The 26,597-nt window shown below is 61.8% G+C and carries 23 protein-coding genes; 8 read left to right on the top strand and 15 right to left on the bottom strand.

Annotation, left to right across the window (positions count from 1 at the left end; translation table 11 throughout):
- Positions 1 to 15: 15 nt before the first annotated feature.
- From RA29_RS11235 to RA29_RS11250, 4 genes are read right to left on the bottom strand one after another with little or no spacing between them, the layout of a single operon-like run.
- Entirely contained in the window at positions 16 to 1,608 is a 1,593-nt protein-coding gene (locus RA29_RS11235) for an ATP-dependent DNA ligase (protein ID WP_039686071.1), read from the bottom strand.
- A complete protein-coding gene (locus tag RA29_RS11240) occupies positions 1,605 to 2,606 on the bottom strand; it encodes a ligase-associated DNA damage response exonuclease (RefSeq protein WP_039686074.1) in 1,002 nt (333 codons plus the stop codon). The genes RA29_RS11235 and RA29_RS11240 overlap by 4 nt, the downstream gene beginning before the upstream one ends.
- A 38-nt stretch (positions 2,607 to 2,644) precedes the next feature.
- Positions 2,645 to 3,586: an alpha/beta hydrolase gene (locus RA29_RS11245; RefSeq protein WP_039686075.1), complete on the bottom strand. Its 942-nt coding sequence runs from the start codon at positions 3,584 to 3,586 to the stop codon at positions 2,645 to 2,647.
- On the bottom strand, positions 3,586 to 3,876 hold the full coding sequence (locus RA29_RS11250; protein ID WP_039686077.1) for an SCP2 sterol-binding domain-containing protein: 291 nt from the start codon (positions 3,874 to 3,876) through the stop codon (positions 3,586 to 3,588). Before RA29_RS11250 ends, RA29_RS11245 begins: the two co-directional genes overlap by 1 nt.
- Here RA29_RS11250 and RA29_RS11255 point away from each other — a divergent pair.
- The 5 genes from RA29_RS11255 (at position 3,866) to RA29_RS11275 (ending at position 9,007) form a co-directional block, all read left to right on the top strand.
- Entirely contained in the window at positions 3,866 to 4,507 is a 642-nt protein-coding gene (locus tag RA29_RS11255) for a tetratricopeptide repeat protein (RefSeq protein WP_241462591.1), read from the top strand. The two genes, RA29_RS11250 and RA29_RS11255, sit on opposite strands and share 11 nt — an antisense overlap.
- A gap of 21 nt (positions 4,508 to 4,528) precedes the next feature.
- Positions 4,529 to 7,432, top strand: a complete 2,904-nt coding sequence (locus RA29_RS11260) for a helicase-related protein (protein ID WP_039686081.1) — start codon at positions 4,529 to 4,531, stop codon at positions 7,430 to 7,432.
- The gene (locus RA29_RS11265; protein ID WP_039686083.1) at positions 7,433 to 7,819 is read left to right on the top strand and encodes an RNA-binding S4 domain-containing protein; all 387 of its coding nucleotides are present in this window, start codon (positions 7,433 to 7,435) and stop codon (positions 7,817 to 7,819) included.
- A gap of 51 nt (positions 7,820 to 7,870) precedes the next feature.
- Positions 7,871 to 8,206 carry a ferredoxin FdxA gene (gene fdxA, locus RA29_RS11270; protein ID WP_039686084.1) on the top strand — a complete coding sequence of 112 codons (336 nt, stop codon included), beginning with the start codon at positions 7,871 to 7,873 and terminating at the stop codon, positions 8,204 to 8,206.
- A 288-nt stretch (positions 8,207 to 8,494) separates the two neighbouring features.
- Positions 8,495 to 9,007 carry a CarD family transcriptional regulator gene (locus tag RA29_RS11275; protein ID WP_039686086.1) on the top strand — a complete coding sequence of 171 codons (513 nt, stop codon included), beginning with the start codon at positions 8,495 to 8,497 and terminating at the stop codon, positions 9,005 to 9,007.
- A 66-nt stretch (positions 9,008 to 9,073) separates the two neighbouring features.
- On the opposite strand, the gene cobS is transcribed toward RA29_RS11275, so the two are convergent.
- Positions 9,074 to 9,835: an adenosylcobinamide-GDP ribazoletransferase gene (gene cobS, locus RA29_RS11280; RefSeq protein ID WP_039687667.1), complete on the bottom strand. Its 762-nt coding sequence runs from the start codon at positions 9,833 to 9,835 to the stop codon at positions 9,074 to 9,076.
- 72 nt (positions 9,836 to 9,907) lie between these two features.
- On the opposite strand from cobS, the gene cobT reads away from it, so the two are divergent.
- On the top strand, positions 9,908 to 10,915 hold the full coding sequence (cobT, locus tag RA29_RS11285; RefSeq protein WP_039686088.1) for a nicotinate-nucleotide--dimethylbenzimidazole phosphoribosyltransferase: 1,008 nt from the start codon (positions 9,908 to 9,910) through the stop codon (positions 10,913 to 10,915).
- Between the two features lie 61 nt (positions 10,916 to 10,976).
- On the opposite strand, the gene RA29_RS11290 is transcribed toward cobT, so the two are convergent.
- Both RA29_RS11290 and RA29_RS11295 read right to left on the bottom strand, forming a co-directional pair.
- Complete coding sequence (locus RA29_RS11290) at positions 10,977 to 12,860, bottom strand: cation:proton antiporter (RefSeq protein ID WP_039686089.1); 1,884 nt, start codon at positions 12,858 to 12,860, stop codon at positions 10,977 to 10,979.
- 127 nt (positions 12,861 to 12,987) lie between these two features.
- Complete coding sequence (locus tag RA29_RS11295; RefSeq protein WP_039686091.1) at positions 12,988 to 13,443, bottom strand: Lrp/AsnC family transcriptional regulator; 456 nt, start codon at positions 13,441 to 13,443, stop codon at positions 12,988 to 12,990.
- A 136-nt stretch (positions 13,444 to 13,579) separates the two neighbouring features.
- On the opposite strand from RA29_RS11295, the gene hppD reads away from it, so the two are divergent.
- The gene (hppD, locus tag RA29_RS11300; protein WP_039686093.1) at positions 13,580 to 14,674 is read left to right on the top strand and encodes a 4-hydroxyphenylpyruvate dioxygenase; all 1,095 of its coding nucleotides are present in this window, start codon (positions 13,580 to 13,582) and stop codon (positions 14,672 to 14,674) included.
- A 99-nt stretch (positions 14,675 to 14,773) separates the two neighbouring features.
- Here the strand turns inward: hppD and RA29_RS11305 are convergent, their stop codons facing one another.
- Complete coding sequence (locus RA29_RS11305; protein WP_039686095.1) at positions 14,774 to 17,464, bottom strand: hypothetical protein; 2,691 nt, start codon at positions 17,462 to 17,464, stop codon at positions 14,774 to 14,776.
- A gap of 161 nt (positions 17,465 to 17,625) precedes the next feature.
- Here RA29_RS11305 and RA29_RS11310 point away from each other — a divergent pair, with 161 nt between their 5' ends.
- On the top strand, positions 17,626 to 18,309 hold the full coding sequence (locus RA29_RS11310) for an SIMPL domain-containing protein (RefSeq protein ID WP_039686097.1): 684 nt from the start codon (positions 17,626 to 17,628) through the stop codon (positions 18,307 to 18,309).
- Positions 18,310 to 18,561: 252 nt separating this feature from the next.
- Here RA29_RS11310 and RA29_RS11315 read toward each other — a convergent pair whose 3' ends face one another.
- From RA29_RS11315 to RA29_RS21910, 7 genes are all read right to left on the bottom strand, one after another.
- Positions 18,562 to 19,854, bottom strand: coding sequence for an O-acetylhomoserine aminocarboxypropyltransferase/cysteine synthase family protein (locus RA29_RS11315; RefSeq protein WP_039687669.1), 1,293 nt, complete (start codon positions 19,852 to 19,854; stop codon positions 18,562 to 18,564).
- Positions 19,855 to 19,979: 125 nt separating this feature from the next.
- Positions 19,980 to 20,828 carry a DUF1629 domain-containing protein gene (locus RA29_RS11320; protein WP_039686099.1) on the bottom strand — a complete coding sequence of 283 codons (849 nt, stop codon included), beginning with the start codon at positions 20,826 to 20,828 and terminating at the stop codon, positions 19,980 to 19,982.
- A 453-nt stretch (positions 20,829 to 21,281) separates the two neighbouring features.
- A complete protein-coding gene (locus tag RA29_RS11325; RefSeq protein WP_039686101.1) occupies positions 21,282 to 21,716 on the bottom strand; it encodes a nuclear transport factor 2 family protein in 435 nt (144 codons plus the stop codon).
- Complete coding sequence (locus tag RA29_RS11330; protein WP_039686102.1) at positions 21,713 to 23,947, bottom strand: xanthine dehydrogenase family protein molybdopterin-binding subunit; 2,235 nt, start codon at positions 23,945 to 23,947, stop codon at positions 21,713 to 21,715. The genes RA29_RS11325 and RA29_RS11330 overlap by 4 nt, the downstream gene beginning before the upstream one ends.
- The gene (locus RA29_RS11335) at positions 23,944 to 24,936 is read right to left on the bottom strand and encodes a xanthine dehydrogenase family protein subunit M (protein ID WP_039686104.1); all 993 of its coding nucleotides are present in this window, start codon (positions 24,934 to 24,936) and stop codon (positions 23,944 to 23,946) included. The genes RA29_RS11330 and RA29_RS11335 overlap by 4 nt, the downstream gene beginning before the upstream one ends.
- Positions 24,929 to 25,426: a (2Fe-2S)-binding protein gene (locus RA29_RS11340; protein ID WP_052249620.1), complete on the bottom strand. Its 498-nt coding sequence runs from the start codon at positions 25,424 to 25,426 to the stop codon at positions 24,929 to 24,931. The genes RA29_RS11335 and RA29_RS11340 overlap by 8 nt, the downstream gene beginning before the upstream one ends.
- Before the next feature lie 144 nt (positions 25,427 to 25,570).
- Positions 25,571 to 26,485, bottom strand: coding sequence for an AraC family transcriptional regulator (locus tag RA29_RS21910; protein ID WP_193743521.1), 915 nt, complete (start codon positions 26,483 to 26,485; stop codon positions 25,571 to 25,573).
- Positions 26,486 to 26,597: the final 112 nt, after the last annotated feature.

The raw sequence follows: 26,597 nt of genomic DNA on the forward strand, positions 1-26,597 counted from the left end.
GGGGGCGGTGGGGCGCTATCCATAAATGCTCAGCATCTCGTTCAGATCGTCGAGGCTGTTCGCCTCGGACACGGGTTTGTCGTGCCGCCACCGTGACATGCGCGGAAAGCGGAGCGCCACCCCCGATTTGTGCCGTGTGGACGCCTGGATGCCTTCGAAGGCGATTTCGAAGACGTGATGCGGTGTGACCTGCCTGACGGGACCGAAGCGTTGCTGGGTGTTCTTTTTAACCCAGGCGGTGATCTTGCGGAATTCTTCGTCGGTGAGGCCCGAATAGGCCTTGGTGAAGGGGACAAGTTCGTTGCCTTTCCAGACGGCAAAGGTGAAGTCGGTGAAGAGGTTTGCGCGCCGCCCGTGGCCGGACTGGGCGTAGATCATCACGGCGTCGATGGTGAGCGGGTCGAGTTTCCATTTCCACCAGTCGCCTTTTTTGCGGCCCGTGAGGTAGGGGCTGCCCTTGCGCTTCAGCATCAGCCCTTCGGCCTGCGCGTCGCGGGCGGTGGTGCGGGTGTCAGCCAGTGCTTCCCATGTGTCGAAGGGGACCGTTGGGGAGAGTTTGACAGGGGCGTCAATTGGTAGGTTTTGACAGAGGTTTTCGAGGGTTGCACGGCGCTCCTGAAGCGGTTTTTGGCGCATGTCGGCGCCCTCCCATTCGAGGAGGTCGTAGGCGTATAGGATCACGGGCGCCTCAGTCAGCAGCTTCTTTGGCACCGTCTTGCGCCCGATCCGCTTTTGCAGGGCGTTGAAGTTTTGGGGGGCATTGTCGCCCCATGCCAGCAACTCGCCGTCGAGCACGGTGCCGTCGGGGATGAAGTCGCGGGCGCGGGCCAGTTCGGGGAAGCGGTCGGTCATCAACTCTTCGCCGCGGGACCAGACGAAATGTTCGCCGCCGCGCAGGATCAACTGCCCTCGGATGCCGTCCCATTTCCAGTCGGCCTGCCAGTCGCCTGGGTCGCCGAGGTCTTCGGGTGCGTCCTCCAAAGCGTAGGCGAGGTAGAACGGATAGGGGCGCGAGGCGTTGGCGGCGGGGTCGTCTTCTTCGATCAGTTGTGCCCATGTGGTTGTGGCCGGGTCCCAGTCGCCCATCAGACGGTGGGCCATCTCGGCCTCGTCCTTGCCTGTGGCGCGGGCCAGCGCGCGGGTCATCAGTTTTTGACTGACGCCGATGCGGAAGCCGCCCGTGAGGAGCTTGTTGAAGAGGAAGCGTTGGGTAGGGTCGAGGGACGCCCATGCGTCGAGGACAAAAGCCTTGCGTTCAGGCTCCTCCACTTGAGCAAGGTCGCGCAAGGCGTTGATCCAATGCGTTAAACCGTGATCGGTCTCGGTTTCTGGCGGTGGCAGGACCAGCGCGATTGTTTCAGCCAGATCGCCGACGATGGGATAGGCTTCTTCGAACAGCCAGAGCGGGATGCCAGCGACCTCCGCCCCCCATTCCCGCAGGCGCGTGGTGTTGACCGCCCGCTTGGGACGACGGCCCGAGAAGATGGCGATGGTCCAGATGCGGTCTTCTTCCGGGGCCTGTTGGAAATAGTCGGTGAGGGCTGCGACCTTGACCGTTGTCTTGGTGGATTGGTCGATGGCGTTGAACAGCGCGGCGAAGCGTTTCATGCGGCTTCGTCCTCGGCATCTTCGCCGCCAAATTCGGTTTGGAGGACTTGTGCATTCCAGCCTTGGTCGTTCAGGTAGCGGGTGAAGATTTCAGTGTAACCGTGTGTTACGTATATGTTTTCGGCTTCCGTCTCCTTGATTGCAGACAGCAGGCCCGACCAGTCCGCGTGGTCGGAGATGACAAAGCCGCGGTCGCCTGCGCGCCGTCGCCGGATGCCGCGCAGGGCCATCCAGCCGGAGGCGAAGGCGTTTTCCTGCGCGCCGAATTTGCGCGCCCATGCGGAACCGAGCGCCGAGGGTGGTGCCAGCACAAGGCTACCGGGATGGGCTTTATGATCGAAATCAGCTCCGGCCTGGGTCGTATCGGGCAGCGCGATGCCCTGCGCGCGCATCACGGCATTGGTGTTCTCGATCGCGGTGTGGGTCAGGATCGGGCCGATCTCGGGGTTCAGCATCGACATGAGCCGTTGCGCTTTGCCGAGCGCGTAGCAGCCGAGAAACGCGGTCTTGCCTGCGGCCTTGCACCCCGCCCACCAGTCGTTGATCTGGCCCGCGATCACATCCTGCGACTGCCAGCGAAACACCGGCAGGCCAAAGGTGCTTTCGGTGATGAAATGGTGGCACTTCACCGGCTCAAACGGCGTGGACAGCCCGTCATCGACCACCTTGTAGTCGCCGGATGCAACCCAGACCTCACCCGCGACATCCACCCGGATCTGGGCGGAGCCGGGCACGTGGCCTGCGGGATGGAAAGAGACCTTGGCCCCGCCGATGGTCAGCGTCTCACCGTAACGCACCGTGTCGATGGACACATCGCCCAACCGGTGGCGCATGACGGGCGCGGCGATATCTGTGGCTAGATATGATTCCATCCCCCAGCGCGCGTGGTCGGCGTGGCCATGGGTGATCAGGGCCCGGTCCACGGGCTTCCACGGGTCGATGTAGAAGTCGCCAGCGGGGCAGTAGATGCCAGCGGGGGTGAAGGTCAGCGCGCTCATGCGAGCGAACCTAGCATGCCCGCAGGGTCAGACCAGCCTCAGGCGGCGTCGGCGAACCTGTGGGCGAGCGTGTCGAAGATACCGGCACGGGTGCGGGTGTCTTCCATCAGCACCTCGTGTTCACCGTTCTGGAGCAGATGCAGGTTGCCGTCATCCCAGCTGTCCATGCGCTGATGGATGCGGCCCACATGGACGATGCGCTCATTCGTGCCGAGGAACGTGTCGCAGGGCAGGTTGGGGGCCGGCAGCCTGGACAGGGCCAGCGTTTCCTGCAGCGCCTCGCGCAGCCAGACAAAGCTGGGGCCGCCAAGGGCGAGTTCGGGATGCGCGGTGAGCTGGTCGCGCATCATATCGAACATCTCGATATCGGTGGTCAGCACATTGTCGTCGAAATCCGACGTCAGCACGTAGCTGTCGATGATGGTGCCGGGGGGCAGGCGGTGGCCTTGCCCGATCACCGGCATCATGTGGCCCAAAGCCCAGGCCACGGGCCGCAGGTGGGGCGAGATGCGGATGCCCCACATCGGGCCGGTAAAGCCCGCCGCGTTCACGGGCAGCCCCCGATAGAGCGCCCGCAAGCCGATACAGCCGCCCATGGAATGGCCCAGCAGGAAATAGGGCTCCGGCATGCCGAGTGTGCGTGCGGCCTCAAGCACGGCAGTCACGTCGCGCTGATAGTCCGAAAACTCGTTCACATGACCCAGCCGCCGTTCTTCGTGCAGCCGGTCGGCCAGGCCCTGACCCCGCCAATCCACCGCGATGGTGGCAAAGCCGCGCTCTGCCAACGCCCCGGCAGAGGGGGCGTATTTTTCAACGTATTCGGTGCGTCCGGGGAACATAAGCACTGTTCCCTTGGCGCCATCGGGCCGCCAGCAGCCTATGCGGATGCGCACACCGTCCTCGGCCCTGAGCCAGTAGGCGGAACCTTGCAGCGGTGCGGGGTGCACATCCGTGAAAAGGGGGGCGGCCTCGAATGTCATCAGGCGAGGACGGACGCCAGTTTCATGGCCATGCCCATGTCGCCATCGACCTTGAGCTTGCCGGTCATGAAGGCGGATGTGGGGTTCGTGTCGCCTTCGAGGATCGAACGGAACGTGTCGGCATCGGCGGACAGGGTCACATCGGCCGCCTCGTCTGCCGCGCGTGCGCCGCTGGCGTCCATCATGATCGCGCCTTCGCCTTCGATGTCGAACTTGGCGGTGCCGTCAAAATCGGCGCCTGCCAGTTTTTCGTTCAGCACGGCCACGGCTTCGGTCACTGTGTCACTCATCTTTGATGCCCTTTTCGGTCTGGGGCCGGTGCAGTCTCTGGATTTCGCGGGCCGGCCTGTTACATTCCCTGTTATGGGCACACGCACACGCAAACTCTACCCTGTCGTCACGGCACTTTTACTTACAGTAGGGAATTCCTTACCTGCCGTTGCGCAATCGTCGGTTGACGAGATGTTGGAGGCGTTGCAGAGCGCCGAAAAGGCAGAGGCGATCCGGCTGACCCGCGATATCGAGCGGGTTTGGTCGCAATCCGGTTCCACCGCGCTTGATATGCTGCTGCGCCGGGGCCGCGATGCGCTGGAAGAGCAGCAACCGGACATCGCCATTGAGCACCTGACCGCGCTGATCGACCATGCGCCGGACTTTGCCGAAGGCTGGCATGCCCGTGCCACCGCCTTTTACATGAAGGACCTTTATGGCCCGGCGCTGAGCGATCTGGAAAAGGCGCTGACGCTGAACCCTGACAACTACAACGCCATGTTCGGGTTGGGCGTCATGTTCCAGGAATTCGGCGACACCGTGCGGGCCGAACAGGCCTTTCGGCAGGTTCTCGACTTGCATCCGCACCATGAAAACGCCACCAAGGCGCTTGAGCGGCTCAAGGCCGAGGGCATCGGCCGCACGCTCTGACGAGTTACCGGGGGACAGCCCATGTCGGGCGACGCGCGGGTGGTGGCCGTTCTCGGCCCCACCAACACAGGCAAAACCACCTATGCCATCGAACGGATGCTGGGCCATCGCACGGGCGTGATGGGCCTGCCGCTGCGTTTGCTGGCGCGGGAGGTTTATGACCGCATTGTCGCGTTGCGCGGCCCATCGGTCGTAGCACTGGTTACGGGCGAAGAACGGATCGTGCCGCCCCGCACGCAGTACTGGGTCTGCACGGTTGAGGCGATGCCCGAGGGCATGGGCTGTGACTTCCTGGCCGTCGATGAGATTCAGTTGTGTGCCGATCCTGAGCGTGGGCATGTGTTTACCGACCGGTTGCTCCGCGCTCGTGGCCTGCATGAAACGCTGTTTCTTGGGTCCGACACCATGCGCGGGCCTATTGCCGCGCTTGTGCCGCAGGCGCAGTTCATGCGGCGCGAGCGGATGTCGCAGCTTGTCTATTCGGGGCAGAAAAAGATCAGCCGCATGCGCCCGCGCTCGGCCATCGTCGGGTTCTCGGTTGATAATGTTTATGCCATCGCGGAGCTGATCCGCCGCCAAAAGGGTGGCGCAGCGGTCGTCATGGGCGCGCTTTCGCCCCGCACGCGCAATGCGCAAGTGGACATGTACCAGAACGGCGAGGTCGACTTCCTCGTCGCCACCGATGCTATCGGCATGGGTCTGAACCTCGACATCGACCACGTCGCCTTCTCCTCCCTCACCAAATTCGACGGACGGCGGATGCGCCCCCTCGCGCCCAACGAACTGGCCCAGATCGCGGGACGCGCGGGCAGGGGACAAAAGGACGGCACCTTTGGAGTGACGGGCGACGCGCGCCCGCTGGATGATGGCGTGGCGCAGGCGATCATGGACCACCGGTTCACGCCCCTGCAAAAGCTGCAATGGCGCAACCACGCCCTGCAATTCGGCACCATCGACGCGCTGATCCGCAGCTTAGAGGCGCCCTCAGATCACGAGGTGCTGGTCAAGGCGCGCGAAGCTGATGACCTGCAAGCGCTCAAGTCCCTCTCGGACTCCGCCGAAATCACCGCCCGTTGCACCGACGCCCAATCGGTCCGCCTGCTCTGGGACGTCTGCCGCGTCCCTGACTTCCGCGGCATCTCGCATCAGGAACACTCCGCGCTCCTCGATGTTATCTTCCGCTACCTGCACGAACGCGGCGCGATCCCGAACGACTGGATGGCGCGCCAGATCAAGCGCATCGACCGCTCTGACGGCGATATCGACGCCATTTCCAAGCGATTGGCGTTTATTCGCACATGGACCTATGTCGCGCAGCGCAAAGGGTGGGTAGATGATGAAAGTCATTGGCGGGACGAAACCCGCCATGTAGAAGACCGCTTGTCAGACGCGCTCCACGCGAAACTGACGCAAAGATTTGTAGACCGGCGCACGAGCGTGCTCTTGCGCCGGCTAGGCCAGAAGGAGGCCATGGTGGCCGAAGTAAACGACGCAGGTGAAGTGACTGTCGAGGGCGAGTTCGTCGGCAAGTTGGACGGGTTCCGGTTTTCCCAGGACAAGGGGGCAGGCGCGGCCGAAGCCAAGACGATCAAGACCGCAGCGCTGCAGGCGCTGGCCCCTCATTTCCACCTGCGGGCCGACCGGTTCTACAACGCGCCGGACACCGAACTGGATTTCACCGAACAGGGCGGGCTCATGTGGGGCAGCTCTGCGGTGGGCAAGCTGGTGGCTGGGCCGGACGCGCTGAAGCCGCAGGTCGAGGTGTTTGTCGACGATGTTGCAGGCCCCGAGGTTGCGCAAAAGGTGCAGCGCCGCCTGCAACACTTCATCGACCGCAAGGTTGCGGCCCTGTTCGAGCCGTTGATCGCCATGCAGAAGGATGAGGCGCTGACCGGCCTCGCCAAAGGCTTCGCCTTCCAGATGGTCGAAGCCATGGGCGTTTTGCCCCGTGCAACTGTCGCCGATGACGTCAAAGCACTGGATCAGGACGCACGCGGGCTGCTCCGCAAGCATGGCATCCGCTTTGGCCAATTCACCATTTTCATGCCGCTGCTGTTGAAACCTGCACCCACGCGCCTGCGTCTGGTGCTGTGGTCGCTGGCGCAGGGGCTCTCGGAATTCCCCGAATCTCCGCCCCCCGGCCTCGTTACTGTGCCTGCCATGACAGGGGGACCCCGCGACACCGACACCATGTCGGGCTACCGCAACGCGGGCGAGCGGGCGATCCGCATCGACATGCTGGAACGGCTCGCCGACATGCTGCGGGCAGAGGATTCGCGCGGCGGGTTCGAGGCCAAGGCCGACATGCTGTCGATCACCGGCATGACGCTGGAACAGTTCGCCACATTGATGGAAGGGCTGGGCTATAAGGCCGATAAGGGCGAGCGGGAAAAGGTCAAGCCTGTTGACGCAGTTGTCTCGGCCGACGCGACCCCGGACGCCACAGATCAGCCCGTGATGGATGCGGCCGACGCGGAAACGGCAGAAGCCGCGACCGAAACACCCGCACCGGCGGATGTGTCCGAAGGCACGGAAAACATCGCAGATGCGGGTCAGGCCCCTGTGATCGAGGAACCTGCGGAGACATCCGAGGTCCCGGCAGATATCCCGGCCAACTCCGAAACCGAAATTGACCCCGGCACTGCGCCAGATGAAGCCGCCGCTGGCCCAGAAATCGAAGTGTTCTACACCTTCACCTGGGGTCGCAATCAGGGTGGCAACCGCCGCCAGAACCAGGGCGGCAACCGGCGTCAGAATCAAGGCGGCAAGGGTGGTCCCAAAGGCAAACCCAAGGGCAAGGGCCCGCGCCGCGACGGCGGCAACAAGCCACAGAACTTCTCGGCTCGGCCGCCGAAGAAGGAAAAGGCGATCGACCCCGATAACCCCTTTGCAGCCGCCCTCATGGGGTTGAAGGACGACAAGTAAGTGCCGGACGAGGCGGGCAAACTGCGGCTCGACAAGTGGCTGTGGTTTGCGCGCTTCTTCAAGACGCGGTCGCTTGCGGCCACCCGCGTCGCTGCCGGTGATGTGCGGGTCAATGGCGAGCGTGTCACCAAACGCGCCACCACGATCAGCCCCGGTGACGTGCTGACCTTTTCACAAGGTCGTGTGGTCCGGGTGATTGAGGTCAAAGCCATCGGAAATCGTCGGGGACCAGCGCCCGAAGCGCAGGCGCTTTACACCGATATGTCCCCGCCACCGCCGCCAAAAGAAACGCCCGTTCCGGAAAATCCGCGCTTTGAAGGAAAAGGACGTCCGACCAAGAAAGACAGACGGCAAGCTGATCTTTCCCGGTCACGCCATCTTGAATGATAGCGCCCACTCCTTTAGCTAAGCTATGCCCGACCAGATGAGACACCCCTTATGACCTATATCGTCAACGACTCCTGCATCGCCTGTAAATACACCGACTGCGTCGAAGTGTGTCCGGTCGACTGCTTCTACGAGGGGGAGAACATGTTGGTGATCCACCCGGACGAGTGCATCGACTGTGGTGTGTGCGAGCCCGAATGCCCCGCCGACGCCATCCGCCCCGATACGGAGCCGGATATGGAGAAGTGGGTGGAGTTCAATCGGAAATACTCCGAGATGTGGCCGGTGATCATCACCAAGAAGGACCCGTTGCCCTCCGCCGAGGAGATGGACGGCAAAGAGGGCAAGATGGAGCTGTTCTCGGAAAAGCCGGGCGAGGGCGGCTGAGCCTTCGAATCGGTTTTACCAAGGGTCGGCGTTGAAATATCGAGACGTATTGGCTTGGAAAATCAGGGGTTTCTGAAAGTTTCCTTTGGGTAAACTTTCGAATCCCTCATTTTTATGCTATGGTTTTGTGACAACAGACAGATGGATGCTGGCCTGACCTGTCGCACTGCTGACCGGTCTGCTTGAAAATTTGACACAAACCGCACCAAGACGTGGCAATTGCTGCCCCGCCTGATGCGGTTTTGACTGTCAAAAAGCTGGCGTTCTGCGTCGTTATGAGGATCAGGAATGACAAAATCTAAGAAACTCGACTTCCGCCCCAATGAATACGTGGTCTACCCCGCCCATGGCGTGGGCCAGATCACCTCGGTGGAAAAGCAGGAAGTGGCCGGCATCGAGCTGGAACTGTTCGTCATCACCTTTGAAAAGGACAAGATGACCCTGCGTGTCCCCACCAACAAGGCGACCGAGATCGGGATGCGGGCGCTGTCGAGCCCCGATGTGATCAGCCAGGCCATGAAGACCCTCAAGGGCAAGGCCAAGGTCAAGCGCGCGATGTGGTCCCGCCGGGCGCAGGAATACGAGCAAAAGATCAACTCGGGCGATCTGATCGCCATCGCAGAAGTTGTCCGCGACCTGCACCGTACCGATGACCAGCGCGAGCAAAGCTATTCCGAGCGTCAGCTTTACGAAGCGGCACTCGAGCGTCTGACGCGCGAAGTGGCTGCCGTGTCCGGTGGTGACGAGATCGCCGCCGCCAAAGAGGTGGACGAGGTGCTCAGCAGCCGGATTGCTGCTTAAAATCTGGTTAACGAAAATCGCAAGTCGTTGAAATCAAACGTGTCCCCGCGGGGACACGTTTCTTTTTTATGCGATGGTAACCAGCGTCAGCAACACAGCCATCTCGCTCAGCACGCAAGTCGCCCCCAGAATATCACCCGTCTGCCCGCCAATCTTGGCCCGCGCGATCAGCCCCACCGCCAGTGCCACAGCACCCGCGATGAGCGCAGCGAAGAGCCCCGGCATCCCGACCAAAAGCATGGCTCCGACCACCCCAATCAAAACTGCCACGATCACCGTCCCGAGCGACGCGGCCCCCACCGCATGTGACAACCCGCTGCTGCGCGCATGGGGCAGGGCCAGCATCAAGGGCGGCATCGCCGCGCGGCTCAACATCAGCGCGGCAACGATCCCCGCCCAGTTCACCTCCGCCAGCCCAATCCAGCGCAGGCCCATCACCACGATCAGCGCCAGCACGCCGTAGGCGCCAATGCGGCTGTCCTTCATAATCTCCAACCGTCGTTGACGGTTGTGCCCACCCCAAAGCCCGTCTGCCGTGTCGGCCAGCCCGTCTTCGTGCATGGCCCCGGTGAGCATGATGAGCGCGCCCAGCAGGATGCCCCCGACGGCCATCGTCGGAAGACCGAGCCCAGCCAGCGCGACGCCCAGCACAGACAGGATCAGGCCTAGCACCAGCCCGACCAGCGGGTAGGCCCAGACCGCGCGCGCGCCGTGGGCAAAGGCGTGATCGGGCAGCGGCGGCATTGGCAGGCGGGTCAGCAGCACAAGTGCTGCGGGAATGTCCCAGAGGTGCCCAAAGCGGCCCATGTCGGAATCATTCTGTTGCATGTCCGGTCCTGACTTGCGGGTGCGCCCCGTTTGGGTAAAGACCGGTGCACCAACAGGCAAGGACGACATTCCATGAGCTTCGACAGTTTGGATGCGCTGCGCGCGCTTTTGGCCGACATGCCCGGTCCTAACGAGGACGCGGCAGCGGGGGCGGCAGATCGCAACGGGCAGCTGACCAAACCGCCCGGCGCGCTCGGGCGGCTCGAGGATCTGGCGCAGTGGTATGCGGGCTGGCGGGGCAATCCCCGGCCGTCGATTGAAGCGCCGCAGGTTATTGTCTTTGCGGGCAACCACGGGGTTGCGGCGCGGGGCGTGTCAGCCTTTCCGCCCGAGGTCACGGTGCAGATGGTGGCGAATTTCGAACATGGTGGCGCGGCCATCAACCAGCTTGCCAAGACCTTTGGCGCGCGGATGGATGTGGTGCCACTGGATCTGGAAACGCCCACTGCGGATTTCACCGAAGGCCCTGCGATGACAGAGGCAGAGGGTGTTGCCGCACTTCGCGCGGGATGGGACGCGGTGGATGAAGGTGCGGACCTTTTGGTCGTGGGCGAGATGGGGATCGGCAACACGACCTCGGCTGCCGCCATTGCGACGCGGCTTTTTGGCGGCGATCCGGGCGACTGGACGGGCCGTGGCACCGGGGTTGAAGGCGATGCGCTGGCGCTGAAGGTGCAGGTCGTGGCTGACGCGCTCGCGACCCATGGGGCGGCGACGGACGGGCTGGGCGTACTGATGCGTATGGGTGGGCGTGAGCTCGCTGGGATGGCGGGTGCCATCGCGCGGGCGCGCAGCTTGCGTATCCCGGTGATTATGGACGGTTTCATCTGCACGGCGGCTGCCGCCTGTCTGGAAAAGACGCAAGCGGGGGCGCTGGATCACGTGGTGGCCGGGCACCAGAGTGCCGAGGGGGCCCATGGCCGGATGCTGGAAGCTCTTGGAAAAGAGCCTTTGCTGTCCCTTGGATTGCGCTTGGGCGAAGGCTCCGGGGCCGCACTCGCCATTGGGGTGCTCAAGGGCGCGATTGCATGCCATTCAGGCATGGCGACCTTTGCCGAGGCGGGTGTGTCCGACGGGTAGCGTCGGTGGGTGCTCTCTTGGCGTTGCCAATTCGCCCACCCGCCGACCCCGTGACGCGAGACTACGCCCGCTTGGGTTCCTCTTGCCGCGCCGACAGGGCCGCTTCGAGCGATTGTTCGAGGCTTTTCGCCCGTTCGACATAGGCGTCGTTCTTGGAAGCCGGGATGTTCGGGTCCCAGACCTCGGCCAATTGCCGGACGGCATCGCGGTCGTGGGCGTAGAAGACCCGTTCAGCTTCCGCCGCTTCGTAATCCGTGAGACCTAATTTTTCGAGCGCGTAGCGTCCGGCGCGAAGTGAACTGTCAAACATCTCGCGCACGATGTCGTCTGCTCCCGCCTGATAGAGCCGGTACACATGCACCCGATCATAGGCGCGGGCGATGATGTGGATGTCGGGCCGGGTCTTGCGGGCGTAGGCGACAAGCCGGGTGGCCGCGTCCTTGTCATCGAGCGCCACGACAAGGATGCGCGCGGTGTGCAGGCCCGCTGCATGCAGGATGTCGGGGCGGCTGGGATCGCCCAGAAACCCCTTGAACCCGAAGCGGCGCATCAGCGCGATGGTTTCCATGTCGTGATCGAGCACGACGGTGTTGAAGCCGGAGCCTTGCAGCAGCCGGTTCACGATCTGGCCGAAGCGTCCGATGCCTGCGATGATAACGGGCCCTTCCTCGTCAATGTCATCTGCTTCAATGTCGCCGCCGGCATCGCTCATGCGGCGTGATTGCAGCTCGTTTATGATAAAGAGCAGTGGTGTGATCAGCATGGTCAATGCGATGACCAGAAGCAGGGTCTCGGCGACGGATTGCGGGATGACACCCTGGGCGACGGAGAAGGCGACGAGGACGAAGCCGAACTCGCCCGCCTGGGCGAGGCCGAGGGTGAAGAGCCAGCGATCGCGGCCCCGGATCTTGAACGCGACGGCGAGGCAATAGAGCAGCGCGCCCTTGATCGCGATCACCAGGATCGCCATCGAGATGAGGGCGGGCCAGTCTTCGAACAGCAGGGTGAAGTTGATGCCTGCGCCAACGGTGATGAAGAAGAGCCCCAGAAGCAGGCCCTTGAAGGGTTCAAGGTCCGACTCAAGCTCGTGCCGGAATTCGGAGCTGGCGAGTACAACCCCTGCGAGGAATGCGCCGAGGGCGGGGGACAGGCCCACCAGCATCATCAGGAAGCTGATCGATACCACGATCAGGAGGGCGAGAGCGGTGTACATCTCGCGCAGGTGGGCGGCGTGGATGAAGCGGAAGATGGGGCGGGTGAGGAAGACACCGGCGAGGATCACGGCGCCCACCGCCGCGATGGTAACGAGGGTCACGCCCCAGCCGGGCAGCCCTTCGACCAGGCTCATCGTGGCACCGTGGCCGTGGTCACCGCCGTGCCCGTCGCCATTGGCGCGGTAGATGGAGCCGTCGGCGTTCATCTGGACAGGAACCGTGGCGGCCAGCAGGGGCAGGAAGGCGAGGAAGGGGATGACGGCGATGTCCTGCGTCAGCAGCACCGAGAAGACGGAACGCCCGCCACTGGTTTGCATCAGCCCCTTTTCCGACAGGGTTTGCAGGACGATGGCGGTGGATGACAGCGATAGGGTCAGCCCGATGGCGAGCGCAATGCCCCACGGCTGGTGGTAGGCCATGGCCACGCCCATGATGGCCAGTGTTGACAGCACGATCTGCAGGCCGCCCAGCCCCAGCAGCTTGTGCCGCATGTCCCAGAGTGCGCGCGGTTCAAGTTCGAGGCCGATGAGGAACAGCATCATCACCACGCCGAATTCGGCGAAGTGTTGCAGGTCTTCGGTCTCTGCCCCGACAAGGCCCAGTACGGGGCCGATGGCGATCCCGGCGGCGAGGTAGCCCAGCACTGAGCCGAGGCCGAGCCGCGCCGCGATGGGCACCGCGATCACTGCGGCGGCAAGGTAGATTGAGGCCTGGTAGAGAAAACTTTCCATGGTGGACCCTGTCCTTGGCGGTCTTGTCCTCCACCATGCCGTGCTGCATTGGAAATACAACCCGACCCCTTGGTATGGGGCCGATTTTGCGGGTGCGGCGCGCCGGGCGCGCGATGCGTTGGCAGTTTTACGTGGGCAGCGGGCCGTCGCGTTTGAGCTGGTCCATCACGATCTGGCTGTGCACGCGGGCGACGGCGGGGTGCGGCAGCAGCACCTCATGGATCAGGACGTTGAGCGCGGCGAGGTCGGCGCAATAGACCCGCAGGAGATAGTCGGCATCGCCTGTCATGGTCCAGGCGCTTGTCACCTCCGGGCGCGTATCGATCAGGCGCGCGAAGCTGCTGGCGTGTTCGGGGCCATGAACGGCGAGGTGCACCTGGACGAAGCCCTGGACGCCGAGCCCCAGCTTTTTGGCGTCGAGCCGGGCGATGTAGCCCTGAATGTAGCCTTCGGCTTCGAGCCTTTGGCGGCGGCGCCCAACCTGGCTGGCCGAGAGGTGCAGCATGTCGCTGAGTTCTTGTGCCGTCAGGTGCGCGTTCTTTTGCAGGGCGGCGAGCAGGCGGGTGTCGATATGGTCGAGCATGTGCGGGGCTTTCGCGGAAATTCGAGGCATTGTGCGGGAAACGTGCGTAAATGAAAAGATGTGCGCTTGAATACGCGCAGATGCCGCGGGCAAGAGCCGCCATATTCAGGGGTAACTCAGATTTGGAGGTCGTCCAATGGGTCCGTTCCCGCACAATGCCCCGAAATCCGTCATCAACGCCGAGAACCCGGCGGGCACGGACGGGTTTGAATTTGTTGAATTTGCCCATCCCGAGCCGGAGGAGCTGCGCGCGCTCTTTGCCCGGATGGGGTACGCTAAGGTGGCGCGGCATCGGTCCAAAGATATCGAGCTGTGGCAGCAGGGGGATATCACCTATGTGCTGAATGCCGAGGCGGACAGTTTTGGGGCGCGGTTTGTGGAGGAACACGGGCCCTGTGCGCCGTCGATGGGCTGGCGCGTGGTTGATGCGCAGCATGCGTTCGAGCGGGCGGTACAGTTGGGGGCCGAGCCCTATGAAGGTGCTGGCAAGGTGCTGGATGTGCCTGCGATCTACGGGATCGGAGGCAGCCTGATCTATTTCGTGGATCGGTATTATGAGACGTCGCCTTACAACGACGAATATGAGTGGCTGGCGCAGTCGAAGCCGCGTGGCGTGGGGTTCTTCTATCTCGATCACCTGACGCACAATGTGCACAAGGGGAACATGGACACGTGGTTCCGGTTTTACGGAGACCTGTTCAACTTCAAGGAAATCCGGTTCTTTGATATCGAGGGCAAGTTTACCGGGCTGTTTTCGCGTGCGTTGACCTCGCCTTGCGGCCGTATCCGTATTCCGATCAATGAGGATCGCGGGGAGACGGGGCAGATCGTGGCTTACCTCAAGAAGTACAACGGTGAGGGGATTCAGCACATCGCGGTGGGGTCGGACGACATTTACGACAGCACGGATGCGATTGCCGAGAACGGTTTGAAGTTCATGCCGGGGCCGCCCGATGCGTATTATGATCTGTCCAAGGAGCGGGTCGCGGGGCACGAAGAGCCCATCGACCGGATGAAGCGCCACGGTATCCTGATCGACGGCGAGGGGGTCGTGGATGGGGGTGAGACCAAGATCCTGCTCCAGATATTTTCCAAGACAGTGATCGGGCCCATTTTCTTTGAGTTCATACAGCGTAAGGGCGATGACGGCTTTGGCGAGGGGAACTTCAAGGCGCTGTTCGAGAGCATCGAACAGGAGCAGATCAACAATGGGGAACTGGCGGCTGAGTGACCGGTTTTCGGCGCGAAAACCGTTTGGAATTTGGCGCAAACTCCGGTGCGGGGCGGTTTTCAGCGTCGGAAAACCACCGGAAACGGCAGCGGTTTCCGACTAGTTCGGCATCTTGAGGATGAGGTTGCGGTTACCTTTCTGGTAGCGCAACTCGCTGTCGCCAATGGCCGACACACGACCGCCATCAAAGCGGTCGCCCACTGCGACTTTCTGATACCGCCCGTTCCGCAACCGGACCAGAGCCCGGCGGTTGGACGGTGTGCCATAGACTCCGATCAGGTTCACGCGGCTGAGGTTGATGGCGTTGCGCACGGTGGCCTCACGCGCGACAGACGCCGAGGAGGGAATGGACGGTGCAACCGTGCGCGGGGCTACAGCGGCCACTTGTTGCGGTGCGGTGGCTGCTGGGCGCGAGGCGCGGGCGACGGTGCGCTCGAAATTGCGGGGGCGCGTTTGTGGTCGGAAAGACTGCGCTGTCGCCAGTGGACTGATGGGGGCAGCGGCTTCTGCGACGGCGGCGGCCACAGCGGCGGCGTCTGTTTCGGGATCAGGGGCGGCTTCCACCTCTTGCGGGGCGGCCGGACGCAAGCGGGGGCGCAGTTGCGCCAGTTCGGATCGTGACAGGCCGCCCAAGGTCGCGCGTTCGTTCTGTTCCACCAGGTTGCCGGGCCGTGCGCGCGGGCGCTGTTCTGCCAGTTGCTGCAGGTCCGGTGCGGGAGTGGCATCCGGCTCTTCTGGCGTGCCTGCCGCCGGATCGCGTGGATCTGCGGGTGGCACGAGGGGCGGGCGGCCCAGGAAAACGGTGAACCCGTCCGGGGTCAGCGCGCCCTCTTCGGTCGGGATCACCTTGCCATTGCTGTCAAATGCAAAGTCTGTTCCGGCGGCCGGGGGGGAGGCGACGTCTGGCAGGGCCACGTCGGTCAGAAACCCCTCGGTCTCCGGCAATGCGATGGCGTCGAGTGCGGGGCTGACCGGATCGATGCCGGTGACATAGAGATCTTCGAGCTGGATCAGGCCGCTGGGCTCTTGCGGTACCTGCGGTGCCTTGGGCCAGATGCCGGTGACCGCATAGCGCGCCTCAAGCGCTGCCTGGTCCAGTTCGGGTTGTGCTGCCGGATCCGGTTGCGGGTTGCGCAGTGCGTCGAGAACGGCGGCATCTTCCGAGGTCAGGCCATCGGACAACCCCTCGTTCAGCGATGCGATGATCAGGTCATCCCCACCTTGGGCAGAGGGTTCCAGGTCCACCGTTGCGCCCACATCCTCGGCCAGTGACTGCGCAGTGTCGGCGGGCAGCGTGGAAGCCAGCGTACGCTCGCGTTTGGGAAAGAGCTTGGCCAAGCCGTCATCGAGGAAGACCGAGGCCCAGGCTGCGACACCTGCAAGGAACACCAGCAGGATGACTGTCAGGATGAGGCCAAGAAAGCGCGGCTTCCCACCCACTTCGACATCGCTGCGGGCCCCGAAGACAGTCATCTGCTGCGCTTCGGCAGTCGACGCGCTGGCTGTTGCTGTTCGTGCCGCGCGGTTGGGTGTGACGGTGTCTGTCGCAGCGGGTGTGTGGCGGGGTTTGCGGCGCGACAGGAAACCGGTCTTGCGCTTTGGTTCCTGTGGTGTTTCCGGCTCGCCCTGCACTTCTGCCGTGCCTTCGATCGGAGGGGCGGCGCGCAAACTCCGGGCCGCAATCTGTTGCGGGCTGAGAGACGGCGGTGGCGGCGTGTCCGAGGCTGGTTCCGTGATGGTCAGCCGGGGCGTTGCGGGCGTTTTTGGTGGGGTGCGTGTGACACCGCCAAGCGCAGTTGCGGGGCTAGCAAGGTCAGTGGGGCGGCGGCGCGTCGCAAAGCCGGTGAGCGATGGGCGTTCGTCGCTCTCGCTGTCATCTTTGGGTGGGGCTGACGGGTTTTCGTCGTCTATGTGGTTATCCGACTGAGAAGGCTTTGAAACCGCCTTTGGTCCGGTTTGGTCGGCAATAACCTTGGGCTCGTCCGCCAGAGGCTTCGGCAGGTCCGGCACCTTTTTGTTTGGCGAGTCCGGCGTCTTTTCCGATGTGTTCTGTGGTGGAACTGTGTCGCTATCACCCTTCAAAGGCAGGTCATGCGATGTCTCAACCCGGTCGTCTTCGCCGTCAGATACGTTCGCGTCGTTTTGTTCTGTCGCGTCGTTTTCTGCTGTTGGTGCTTCTGCGGCAATGCTCGTACTTGGCTCGGCTTGCGTTAGTGTGGCCTGGGGTTCTTCATCGCCATTGAGATGCGGCAGCACAACAACGCGGATGCCGTCCGGTTCTACGCGGGCCTCTTCACCCAGGATCGACCGGGCATGGGCGGTTTCGCCGAAAAACGGCTCACCCAGAAAACCCGCATCTTGCGGTGCTGCAACGAAGCTGACCGGGTGGAACTCGTGCTCAACCGCGAACGCCTCTGCCTCGGCCAGCGTTTCGCGTGCGACAGCTGCAATATGGGATACTTCGCCCTCTGCCGAGATGTCGTAGGCCAGCGCTTCGACCGGGTAGGGCGTTGCGCCTTCGAGCGCGTTTTGTGCCGCCTCACGACGCGCCGCATCGTCCACGTGCCCGGTCTTTATGCTCAGATATTTAATCTGCTCGTCCGGGATGATCAGTTTCGTGCGCAGGCGCTCGGCCTTTACGTTCAGCGCCTTCTCGCGAAGTGCAAGTAGACCATCGGACAGACTGGGGGTGTTGACCGCGACTGACCCAATGTCTCGCCACCCCCCGGCTGCGCGATGCAGCAGGCGGATCCCGTCGAATGACAAGGAAAGCGCGAATTCAGGCTTCATGTCTGGCCCATACCAATTGGTCGCGCGGATTGAAACACCCCGCGCCAGTGGGGCAAAGATAAAGCAGGTCTTTGCGCATGCAAAGAAAAAGCCGCGTGAGCTGCTTGTTCACGCCGGGCCGAGTATACAGCTTTAACCATAGCATTGACGTGGAGGAATTTATGAAACTGCCTTTTGCAACAGTCGCATTGTGGATGATGCTCGCCCCCTTTGCCGCAGCGCAGCAGGGCGAGATGCCGGTGTTGTCGGTGACCGGTGAGGGGCAGGTGGCTGTGGCCCCGGATATGGCCGTGATTTCGCTGGGTGTTGTGCATGTCGATGAGACTGCGGGTGCTGCCATGGCGCAGGTGAGTGAGGACGCGACGGCCCTGATCAACGCATTGTTAGAGCGTGGCGTGGCCGTGCGGGACATCCAGACCGCGCAGCTGAGTGTCGGGCCAGTTTGGAGTGCTTACGATTCAAATGAGCGTACCATCACCGGGTTCGAGGCCCGAAATACCGTACGGGTCCGTGTCCGCGATCTGGATGGGCTGGGCGAGATACTGGATGAGGTGCTGGCCGTGGGCGCCAACACGTTCAACGGGCTTAGCTTCGAGCTGCAGGATTCCAGCACGGTGGAGGCAGAGGCCCGTGCGGCCGCGGTGCGTGATGCGATGCAAAAGGCGGCCGAATTGAGTGGGGCCGCCGACCTGACGCTGGGTCCTGTTCTGAGCCTGAGTGAAGGTGTGGAGGGGCCGCGGCCGGAGATGTTTGCGGCCGCCGCCCGGTCTGCCGATGTGCCGATTGCAGCGGGCGAGTTGCTGGTCACGGCGCGGGTGTCGATGCAGTTCGCGCTGGAGCCGTGATCCCAAGGCCGCGCTGATGCGCGACATCATGTTTTAGGGGCTCTGCCCCCGTCGCCGTTGGCGACGTCCCCGGGATTTTTTGAAACAGGGAATTCGGACGGGTCGATGCTGCGCTTAGGGTGGTGTGCGTGGTTCGCATGGCCGATGTTTGGCGCGTGTCGTGTCGTTTAAGCGCGCCGACGCTGTGTGGGTTTTGAAGCAGGACCGGGTAGGACAAAGGGCGCAGGTGGATGGCCTGCGCCCTTTCTGTGATCAGCTGGCCGCCTTTGACAGCGCCTGGTCGAGATCGGCAATCAGGTCGTCTGCATCCTCGATCCCGATGGAGACGCGGACCACTTCGGGTGCGGCACCTGCGGCGCGCTGCTGTTCTGCCGTGAGCTGGCGGTGCGTGGTGGAGGCCGAGTGGATGATCAGCGACCGTGCGTCGCCCAGGTTGGCCACGTGGCTGAAGATTTCCAGCGCGTTCACCAGTTTCACGCAGGCGTCGTAGCCACCCTTGACCGCGAAGGTGAAGAGGCCGCCGGCACCGCGGGGGCAGATCTTGGCCACGCGGTCGTAATAGGGCGAGGATTTGAGGCCTGCGTAGGTCACGTAGTCGACGCGGTCGTCCTGTTCGAGCCATTCGGCGATCTTGAGCGCGTTTTCCACGTGCCGGTCCATACGCAGCGACAGGGTCTCGGTCCCCATCAGCGTGTAGTGGGCGGCTTGCGGGTTCATGGTCATGCCGAGATCCCGCAGGCCGATGGCGATGCCGTGGAAGGTGAAGGCGAGCGGGCCGAAGGTCTCGTGAAACTTGAGACCGTGATAGGCCGGTTCGGGCGCGCTGAGCGAAGGGAACTTGTCGTTGGCCGACCAGTCGAAGGTACCCGAATCCACAACCACGCCGCCGGTGACTGTGCCGTTGCCCGTCAGGTACTTGGTGGTGGAGTGCACGACCAGCGTGGCGCCATGTTCGATGGGGCGGCACAGGTATGGCGTGGCGCTGGTGTTGTCCACGATCAGCGGGATTTCAGCGGCATCGGCGATGGCCGAGATGGCGTCGAGATCGGTGATGTAGCCGCCGGGGTTCGCGATCGCCTCGCAGAAGACGGCGCGCGTCTTGTCGTTGATGGCGGCCTTGACCGCGTCGAGATCGTCAAAGTCGACAAAAGTCGCTTCCCACCCGAAACGTTTGATGGTCTGGCTGAACTGGGTGACCGTGCCACCGTAAAGGCGGGTGGAGACCACCACGTTGAGGCCCGGTGCCATCAGCGGGAACAGCGCCATGATTTGCGCCGCGTGACCGGATGAGCAGCAGACGGCACCAACGCCGCCTTCGAGCGTGGCGACGCGCTCTTGCAGCACGGCAACGGTCGGGTTCGTCAGGCGGGAGTAGATGTAGCCGACCTCTTGCAGGTTGAAGAGGGCGGCGGCGTGTTCGGCATCGCGAAAGACAAAGGCGGTCGATTGGTAGATCGGCGTCTGCCGCGCGCCTGTTGCCGGGTCTGGCCGGGCACCGGCGTGGATCTGAAGGGTGTCAAAGCCGTATTTGGGGCCGTCGGTCATGTCTCTCTCCCGCTTCTCGCGCATGGCGCCAGGTCAATGTCATTGCCGCTGTTGTTAGGCAATGGGACCAAAGTGGGCAAGGGCTGGCGACGGCCCGAACGGGTCAGGCCGTTTTCATCCGGGTGTCAAACAATGTGTCCAATGCTCTCATGCAGTTTTCGATCACCTGCGAATTCCGCCGTATTTTCAACAAGCCCCGTCAACCCGGCCATCTTCAATTCTTCGAAGCAGGAAGAACTAAAAACCGGATAGAGGAAATTGAGATGGAGGCACCAAAATGGAAGTCTTTGCAGATAGAGGCGCAGAGCGTCTTTATTGACCAGCTCCCCAGCCACCCGTGGCCTCGAGAAAGGCCCGGAAAAGGGTAAGCGGTGAGGCTTCAAAGGCTTTCGGGCGCGATCTTCGCGCGGAATGAGTATATTGCGTTGAATCCAATGAAAATACCGTCCAGGCACAGGTGAACCATCCGATTTCGTCAGACTGACATTAAGGAAAATGCTGCCATCAGGGTCTATATCATCAAGCAGTAAGCGGGCGCGTTCAGACACAATACCAAAGGGCGGCCACGCGAATAAATCCGGTATGTGCTCAACCACGTAATCCGCAACCAACTTCAGATCGCTTGCGTACTGGGCAAGGTTCTCTTCGGTCTCCAAGAAACGCGCATGCATCCACTGCGGGCCAACCTCTGGTGGCATGGCCTGAATGTCAAAAAGCGGTGACTCTTCGGGCGATGCGAGTATTCCACGAGGTGGATAGTAGGGCGGCTTTGCAAGGTGCTCAAAGCTGAGATGCCCATCCAGCGTAACGCCCATTTTGCAGTAGAATGTTGCAGGGCGGCAAACGGTTTTGGATGGCTGTTCGATGATCAGAGGCGGCGATTTAGCCATTTTTTTACCCGTCACTGTAGGCCATTGCGGTTCGGTGTTGCGGATCAGCTTGTGCAGGGTCGCTGCAAGAAATGATGGTGTCAATCAAACCAATTCGTGGAAGTCTTGTCTTCAATCAAGATAGAGGTACCTGCCTGACGTCTGCTGTGAGCGAGGTGCTGCAACGTTCGTTCATAGCCCACCCCAAACCGCTTTATGGTCGTAAGGTCCTGGTGCGGCATCACCTACGTTTGGGCCACACGCAGTTTTCCGGCAAAAAATTCGAAAATTTCTCTATCTCTTGCTTCGATTTCAAGGGCGGATGTGGGGCACATCGGGCGCATGGTTCTCTCCTGCGTCGAACGTGCCGCCCGACAATGGCGTCGGTGACGGGATGCCTTTCAGAAGTCCGCTGCGAAGTCGCCTGATAGGGCGTATATCGTTGTCTCTTGATCAGGACTTTGGCAGTGACTGCACCGTTCTGCGCCGGTGCGTCAGGCCTTGGGACGCACAAAGGGTGCTGATCTTCGCAGCCCCGCCAAAAGCTGGGCGGCACACCTAGCCCTCTTCGTTCGCGCGCTTAAGTGAGTCAAAGAATTCGCGAAACAGGATCACCTTACCGTTCGTCACCTGTACGATCACAACATACTCGTTCGAATAATCCTTGCCCGTTCGAGTGTTTGTCAGATCGCCATGAAACTCGATGATGACCCATTCGGGGTCGGCGCCGGGATGGACCGCCTTGATGGGAAAACCGCGCGGCTTCTTGTAGCCCTTGGTTCGCGAAAAGTAGGTGCGCAGGTTTTCGATCCCGACGACCGGGGCCTGCGCATGGGGTGAAAACGGAAACTCCAGTCTTCCGTCATCATGCCAAAGCGTCATCAACGTCTCCATATCACCGCGGCCAAGGGTTTCCAGAAAGTGAGTTGCGGCCTCGATCGTTGCATCATGTGCTTTGGTCACAAAGTCGGGGCGGGCGGTTGTTTCGGTCATCGGGGAAGACCCTCCAGAAGATCGTCAAGGCGAATGGGAAGGTGCCGGACACGAATGCCGGTTGCATTGTAGACTGCGTTCGCAATTGCGGCAGATGCGCCGACATTGCTGATTTCGCCAAGCCCACGCGCACCAAACGGATTGAAGTCGTAGTCCGGGATATCCAGCATCTCGACGTCAAGCTCATGCACGTCGGCATTCACGGGGACATAGTACTCACCAAGGCTTGGGTTGACGAAACGACCGGTCTTGTCGTCGATGAATGTCTCCTCCATGAGCGCCATGCCGATGCCGAATGTCATGCCGCCCAACATTTGACTGCGGGCGGTTTTGGCGTTGATCACGCGCCCAACGTCAAAGACGCCGGTCATCTTGGGCACGCGAATGATGCCATAGTCCCGGTCGATCCGAACCTCGGCAAAGATCGCACCGAAGGAATAGAAACTCTTGTCGGTTTCAACACCGCCTGCAAATCCGTAGATGTCGTTGGTGCCGCCCTCCGCAGCGATCGCTGGCGACCCTGTGGGTATCAGCTCCGTCATCGGAACCGAAAGTGCGCCCGTGCGCAGCGCACCGCCATCAACCACAAGCGGCTCATTGCCCAGCGTCTTGCCGATCTTCACCAGGCGCGCCCGCAGCGTTTCAGAAAGCACCCGGCACGCATCATCGACCGCCGCAGCGACGCTGGCCGTGGTCATGGAGCCGCCCGCAAGAGGACCGGGGGGCAGGTCACTGTCCCCGATCAGAACGCGAACAGTGTCGGGCGATGTGCGGAACCGGTCCGCGACCATCTGCGCCAGAACCGTGTACAGCCCAGTGCCGATATCTTGCACCGCAACGGCCACGTGCAAGGTCCCATCGCGATCCAGCGTAAGACGGGTCTGTGTCGGCGTGCGGTAGCCCGGGTAGCAGGCCGTCGCCATGCCAAGACCGACAAGGTCCTTGCCCTCACGCCATGTGCCGGGTGCCCTGCGGCGCGCCCAACCGATCCTTTCGGCACCGCGGTCATAGCAGTCCAGCAAGTGCTTTGACGACCATTTGCGGCCATTGCGCTGATCGATGTCCGTGTGATTGCGGCGGCGCAACTCGACCGGATCCATGCCAAGCTTTTCTGCCAACTCGTCCATGGCACTTTCCAAAGCAAACGTACCGGGGGCTTCACCAGGGCTCCGCAAGGGCGTGCCGGAGGGGCGGTTCAAGACGCGGACGTTGTGCGCAACCTCCAGATTGTCACACCTGTACAGCATCGCGGTTGTCAGTCCGCAGGGTTCCACATGATCCCCAACCGGCGAACGGTAGCTGTCCGTCAGATGCCGCGTCGCGGTCAAAACGCCGTCCGTGTCGGCGGCCAGTGTGACCTCCTGTTCCGTATAGGGGCGGTGCCCGCAGGAGGTGTACATATCTTTGCGGCTTAGAACCAACAGCACGGGCGCGTCCAATACACGCGCCGCGGCGGCCGCGATCAAGCTGTGCGGCCAGGTAAAGCCCTTGCAGCCGAAACCGCCGCCTATGAACGGGTTCAGAACCCGCACGTTTTCCGGATCCAAGGACATCCCGAACGCCACATAGTTCTTGTCATTCACGCTGCCTTGGGTCGCGTCATAGACCGTCACGTGATCCCCATCCCACACGGCCAGCGTTGCAGACGGCTCAATCGGATTGTGGTGCTCAATCGGGGTGGTATAGGTGGCTTGTACCGTATGCGTTGCCTTGGCCAAGGCGGCATCGACATCGCCGCGTGATACCTGAAGTTCTTCGCCGGTGTTGTAGAGGATGGGCTGCCGCACCTCTGCATCCGGGCTGTCGAATGCGATCCTTGCGGTCGAAGCCTCGTACTTGACCACAACGGCCTTTGCGGCAGCTTCCGCAGTCTCAAGTGCTCGCGCCACGACCAGGCCAATGTGTTGGCCCACGAAGTCAACCCGATCACTTTCGAACGGCGTGTATTCTTCGCCTGCTGCAAAGCTCCCATCCGCAGGGTTCTTGATGCTCCGGATCAATGCGCCATCAAGATGGCTGAGAAAGCGGACAAACCCATCCATGCCTTGCACGGCAGACAGATCAAATCCCGTGATGCGGCCAGAGGGGATACCGCTCTTGACCAGCACAGCGTGCATTGGTCGATCCTCGCTCGGGCGCTGGTCTGCCGAATATTGCGCGGTGCCCGTCGTTTTCAATCGTCCGTCGACCCGGGAAACCGGCTTTCCAATGACCTTGCTTTCCAGATTCATATCGCCCGCTCCTTCAGTGTCTCCATAACCCGGACAATGGCGCGCTTGGCCAGTTCGATCTTGAAGCCGTTGCCTGCCCTTGGGATTGCCCCTTCAAAGAAGATGTCCGCCGCCTTGGCGAAGGTTTCTGCCGTTGCTGGCGCGCCCCGCATCGCGTCTTCGGCGTCAGCGCTGCGCCATGGCACCGTGCCCACGCTGCCCACCGCGAGCCTAACGTCGTCCACCGTGTCGCCCTCCAGCTTCAGGGCCGCTGCAATGGACACCAGCGCAAAGGCGTAACTCGTTCGGTCGCGCAGCTTGAGGTAGGTGGAATTGGCGGCGAAGGGCAGTCCGGGCACTTCGATACCAAGGATCAGCTCATCATGGGCCAGTTCAAATTCAACATGCGGCGTGTCGCCGGGCCGCTTGTGAAAGTCGGCAAAGTCGATTGCGCGGTGGCCGTTGACCCCCGTCACATGCACCACCGCATCAAGCGCACGCAACGCCACACAAACGTCGGACGGATGCGCCGCAATGCAGTGATCGCTGGTCCCAAGCACCGCACACATGCGGTTCACGCCGTCCATCGCATCGCATCCGCTACCCGGCGCGCGCTTGTTGCAGCGGGCGGCGTGGTTTGCGTAGTAAAAGCAGCGGTTCTTTTGCAGAAGATTGCCGCCCATCGTCGCCATGTTGCGCAGCTGCGTTGTGGCACCGGCAAGAATTGCCTCGGACATCATGGGGAAGCGAACTTGGACGTCGGAGTGCCACGCCACGGCGGAATTGCTGGCTAGCGCACCGATCATCAGGCCGCCATTGCCACGTGCCTGAACATCGTCGAGACCGCCCAGGCCGTTTATGTCGATCAGATGCGTCGGGGTCTCAACGCCTTCTTTCATCAGATCGACGAGGTTGGTACCGCCCGCAATCAACCGGGCATTTGGATGGGCGGTCAGGGCGGCAATGGCCGCATCGGCCGTTTCGGCACGGATCAGCGCAAACTCACGCATTGCGATCAACCTCCAGCCCTTTGCGAACCTCTTGGACGGCGGCAACAATGTTTGGGTAGGCCCCGCACCGGCAGATATTGCCGCTCATCGCCTCTTTGATTGCTGCCGCATCCGGCCCCCACGGTTCTTCCAGCACAGCCAGGGCCGACATGATCTGACCCGAGGTGCAGTAGCCACATTGAAAACCGTCATGGGCGATGAATGCGTCCTGCATCGGGTGCAGATCATCTGGTGTGCCGATGCCTTCGATTGTCCGTACCTGCACCCCGTCGCACAGGGCGGCAAGCGTCAGGCACGACAGGACACGCTGGCCGTTCACATGCACCGTGCAGGCCCCGCACTGGCCGTGATTGCAGCCTTTCTTGGTTCCGGTCAGATCCAGCGTTTCACGCAGCAGATCCAGCAATGTTGTGCGTGGATCAATGTCTAAGCCATGCACTGTATCGTTGATGGCAAGATTGATGCGTAACTGGTTTGCAGATGCAGCCATTCCGTGTCCCTTCGCGATCCAAAAGCTCTTGGCTGCGAGGGCACTGTTCAGTCTCGAACAGGCGCACTTTCAGGGTGCCGCGCAACCTTTACGAAAGGGCAGATAAGAACTGTCCGTAATTCGAACTGTTCAAAAATTGACCGATCAGGTGCGATGTCTCTTGCGGTAGTCGGACGGAGTAACCGCGACAGCTTTGCGGAAGGCAGCGCTGAACTGGCTGTGGGTCGCATATCCAAGCGAGACAAAGATCTGCGAAACAGAGTGCCGGTCGTCACGCAGCATGGATTTCGCGCGATCCATCCTGATGTCGCGGACAAGTTGCCCCGGGGTCCGGCCCGTACTGGAACGCAACGCACGAATGAAGGGTGATGGGGCCAGACCAGCCTCAGCGGCCAGCTCCTCCAACCGAATGCGGCGATCCAAATGCGCGTAGGTGTAGTCCACGACTCGGGCCAACGCCCGAGGTTGAAGGCCCCAAACACTGGCCGATGTTTTGCGATGGCCGCTCATGGTCAGCACATTGTGAACAAACATTTCCGCCAGAAATTCGAAGTGTATGGTTTCAGCCCCGCAGGCAAGGCTACGGGTCATTTCCTTTGCCAATTGAACAAGGCGGGCATGATTGCCGTTGTCCATAGGTGTGATCGACAACCGTCTTTGTGACGTGAACGCGGATTGCGCGCGCGCCGCAAAACTTTCCGCGCATATTTCAAACCGCAAAAACCGAAGATCAGGGGTATGCAGGACCGATCGCCGATCCGAGCCCGATGGCAAAACAGTCAGCATCCCAGGCTCATCCGCCCCTCGGAACGCTTGACGACCGTTTTTGAAAATCACGGTGTCCCGCGTTCCGCCTGCAAGATTGTAGCAAAAACGGTGCCCACGAAGCTGATACGAAAACTCTTCTTGTCCCGTGTTGCGAATAGAAACGACGGCACAAGAAAAGTCATCGGCAATATGCGCCAAAGACCGCGACACAGACGACGTCTGCTGCTCGATCGAAAGCAAACGGCTGGTTGATCTTGGTTTGTATCTGTTGCTTGTCTGGATGCCGATCACGCTTGATCGCTTAGTGGGTTCGTCTGGGCAACGATGTGGAAGATACTCAGGGCGTGCAGTGGATGTAAGTAGCCTAGAGCATTTGAACATCTACCGAAACACGTTTGCGCAA

It is taken from the genome of Tateyamaria sp. ANG-S1 (genome assembly GCF_000814025.1).
Classification (GTDB): Bacteria; Pseudomonadota; Alphaproteobacteria; order Rhodobacterales; family Rhodobacteraceae; genus Tateyamaria.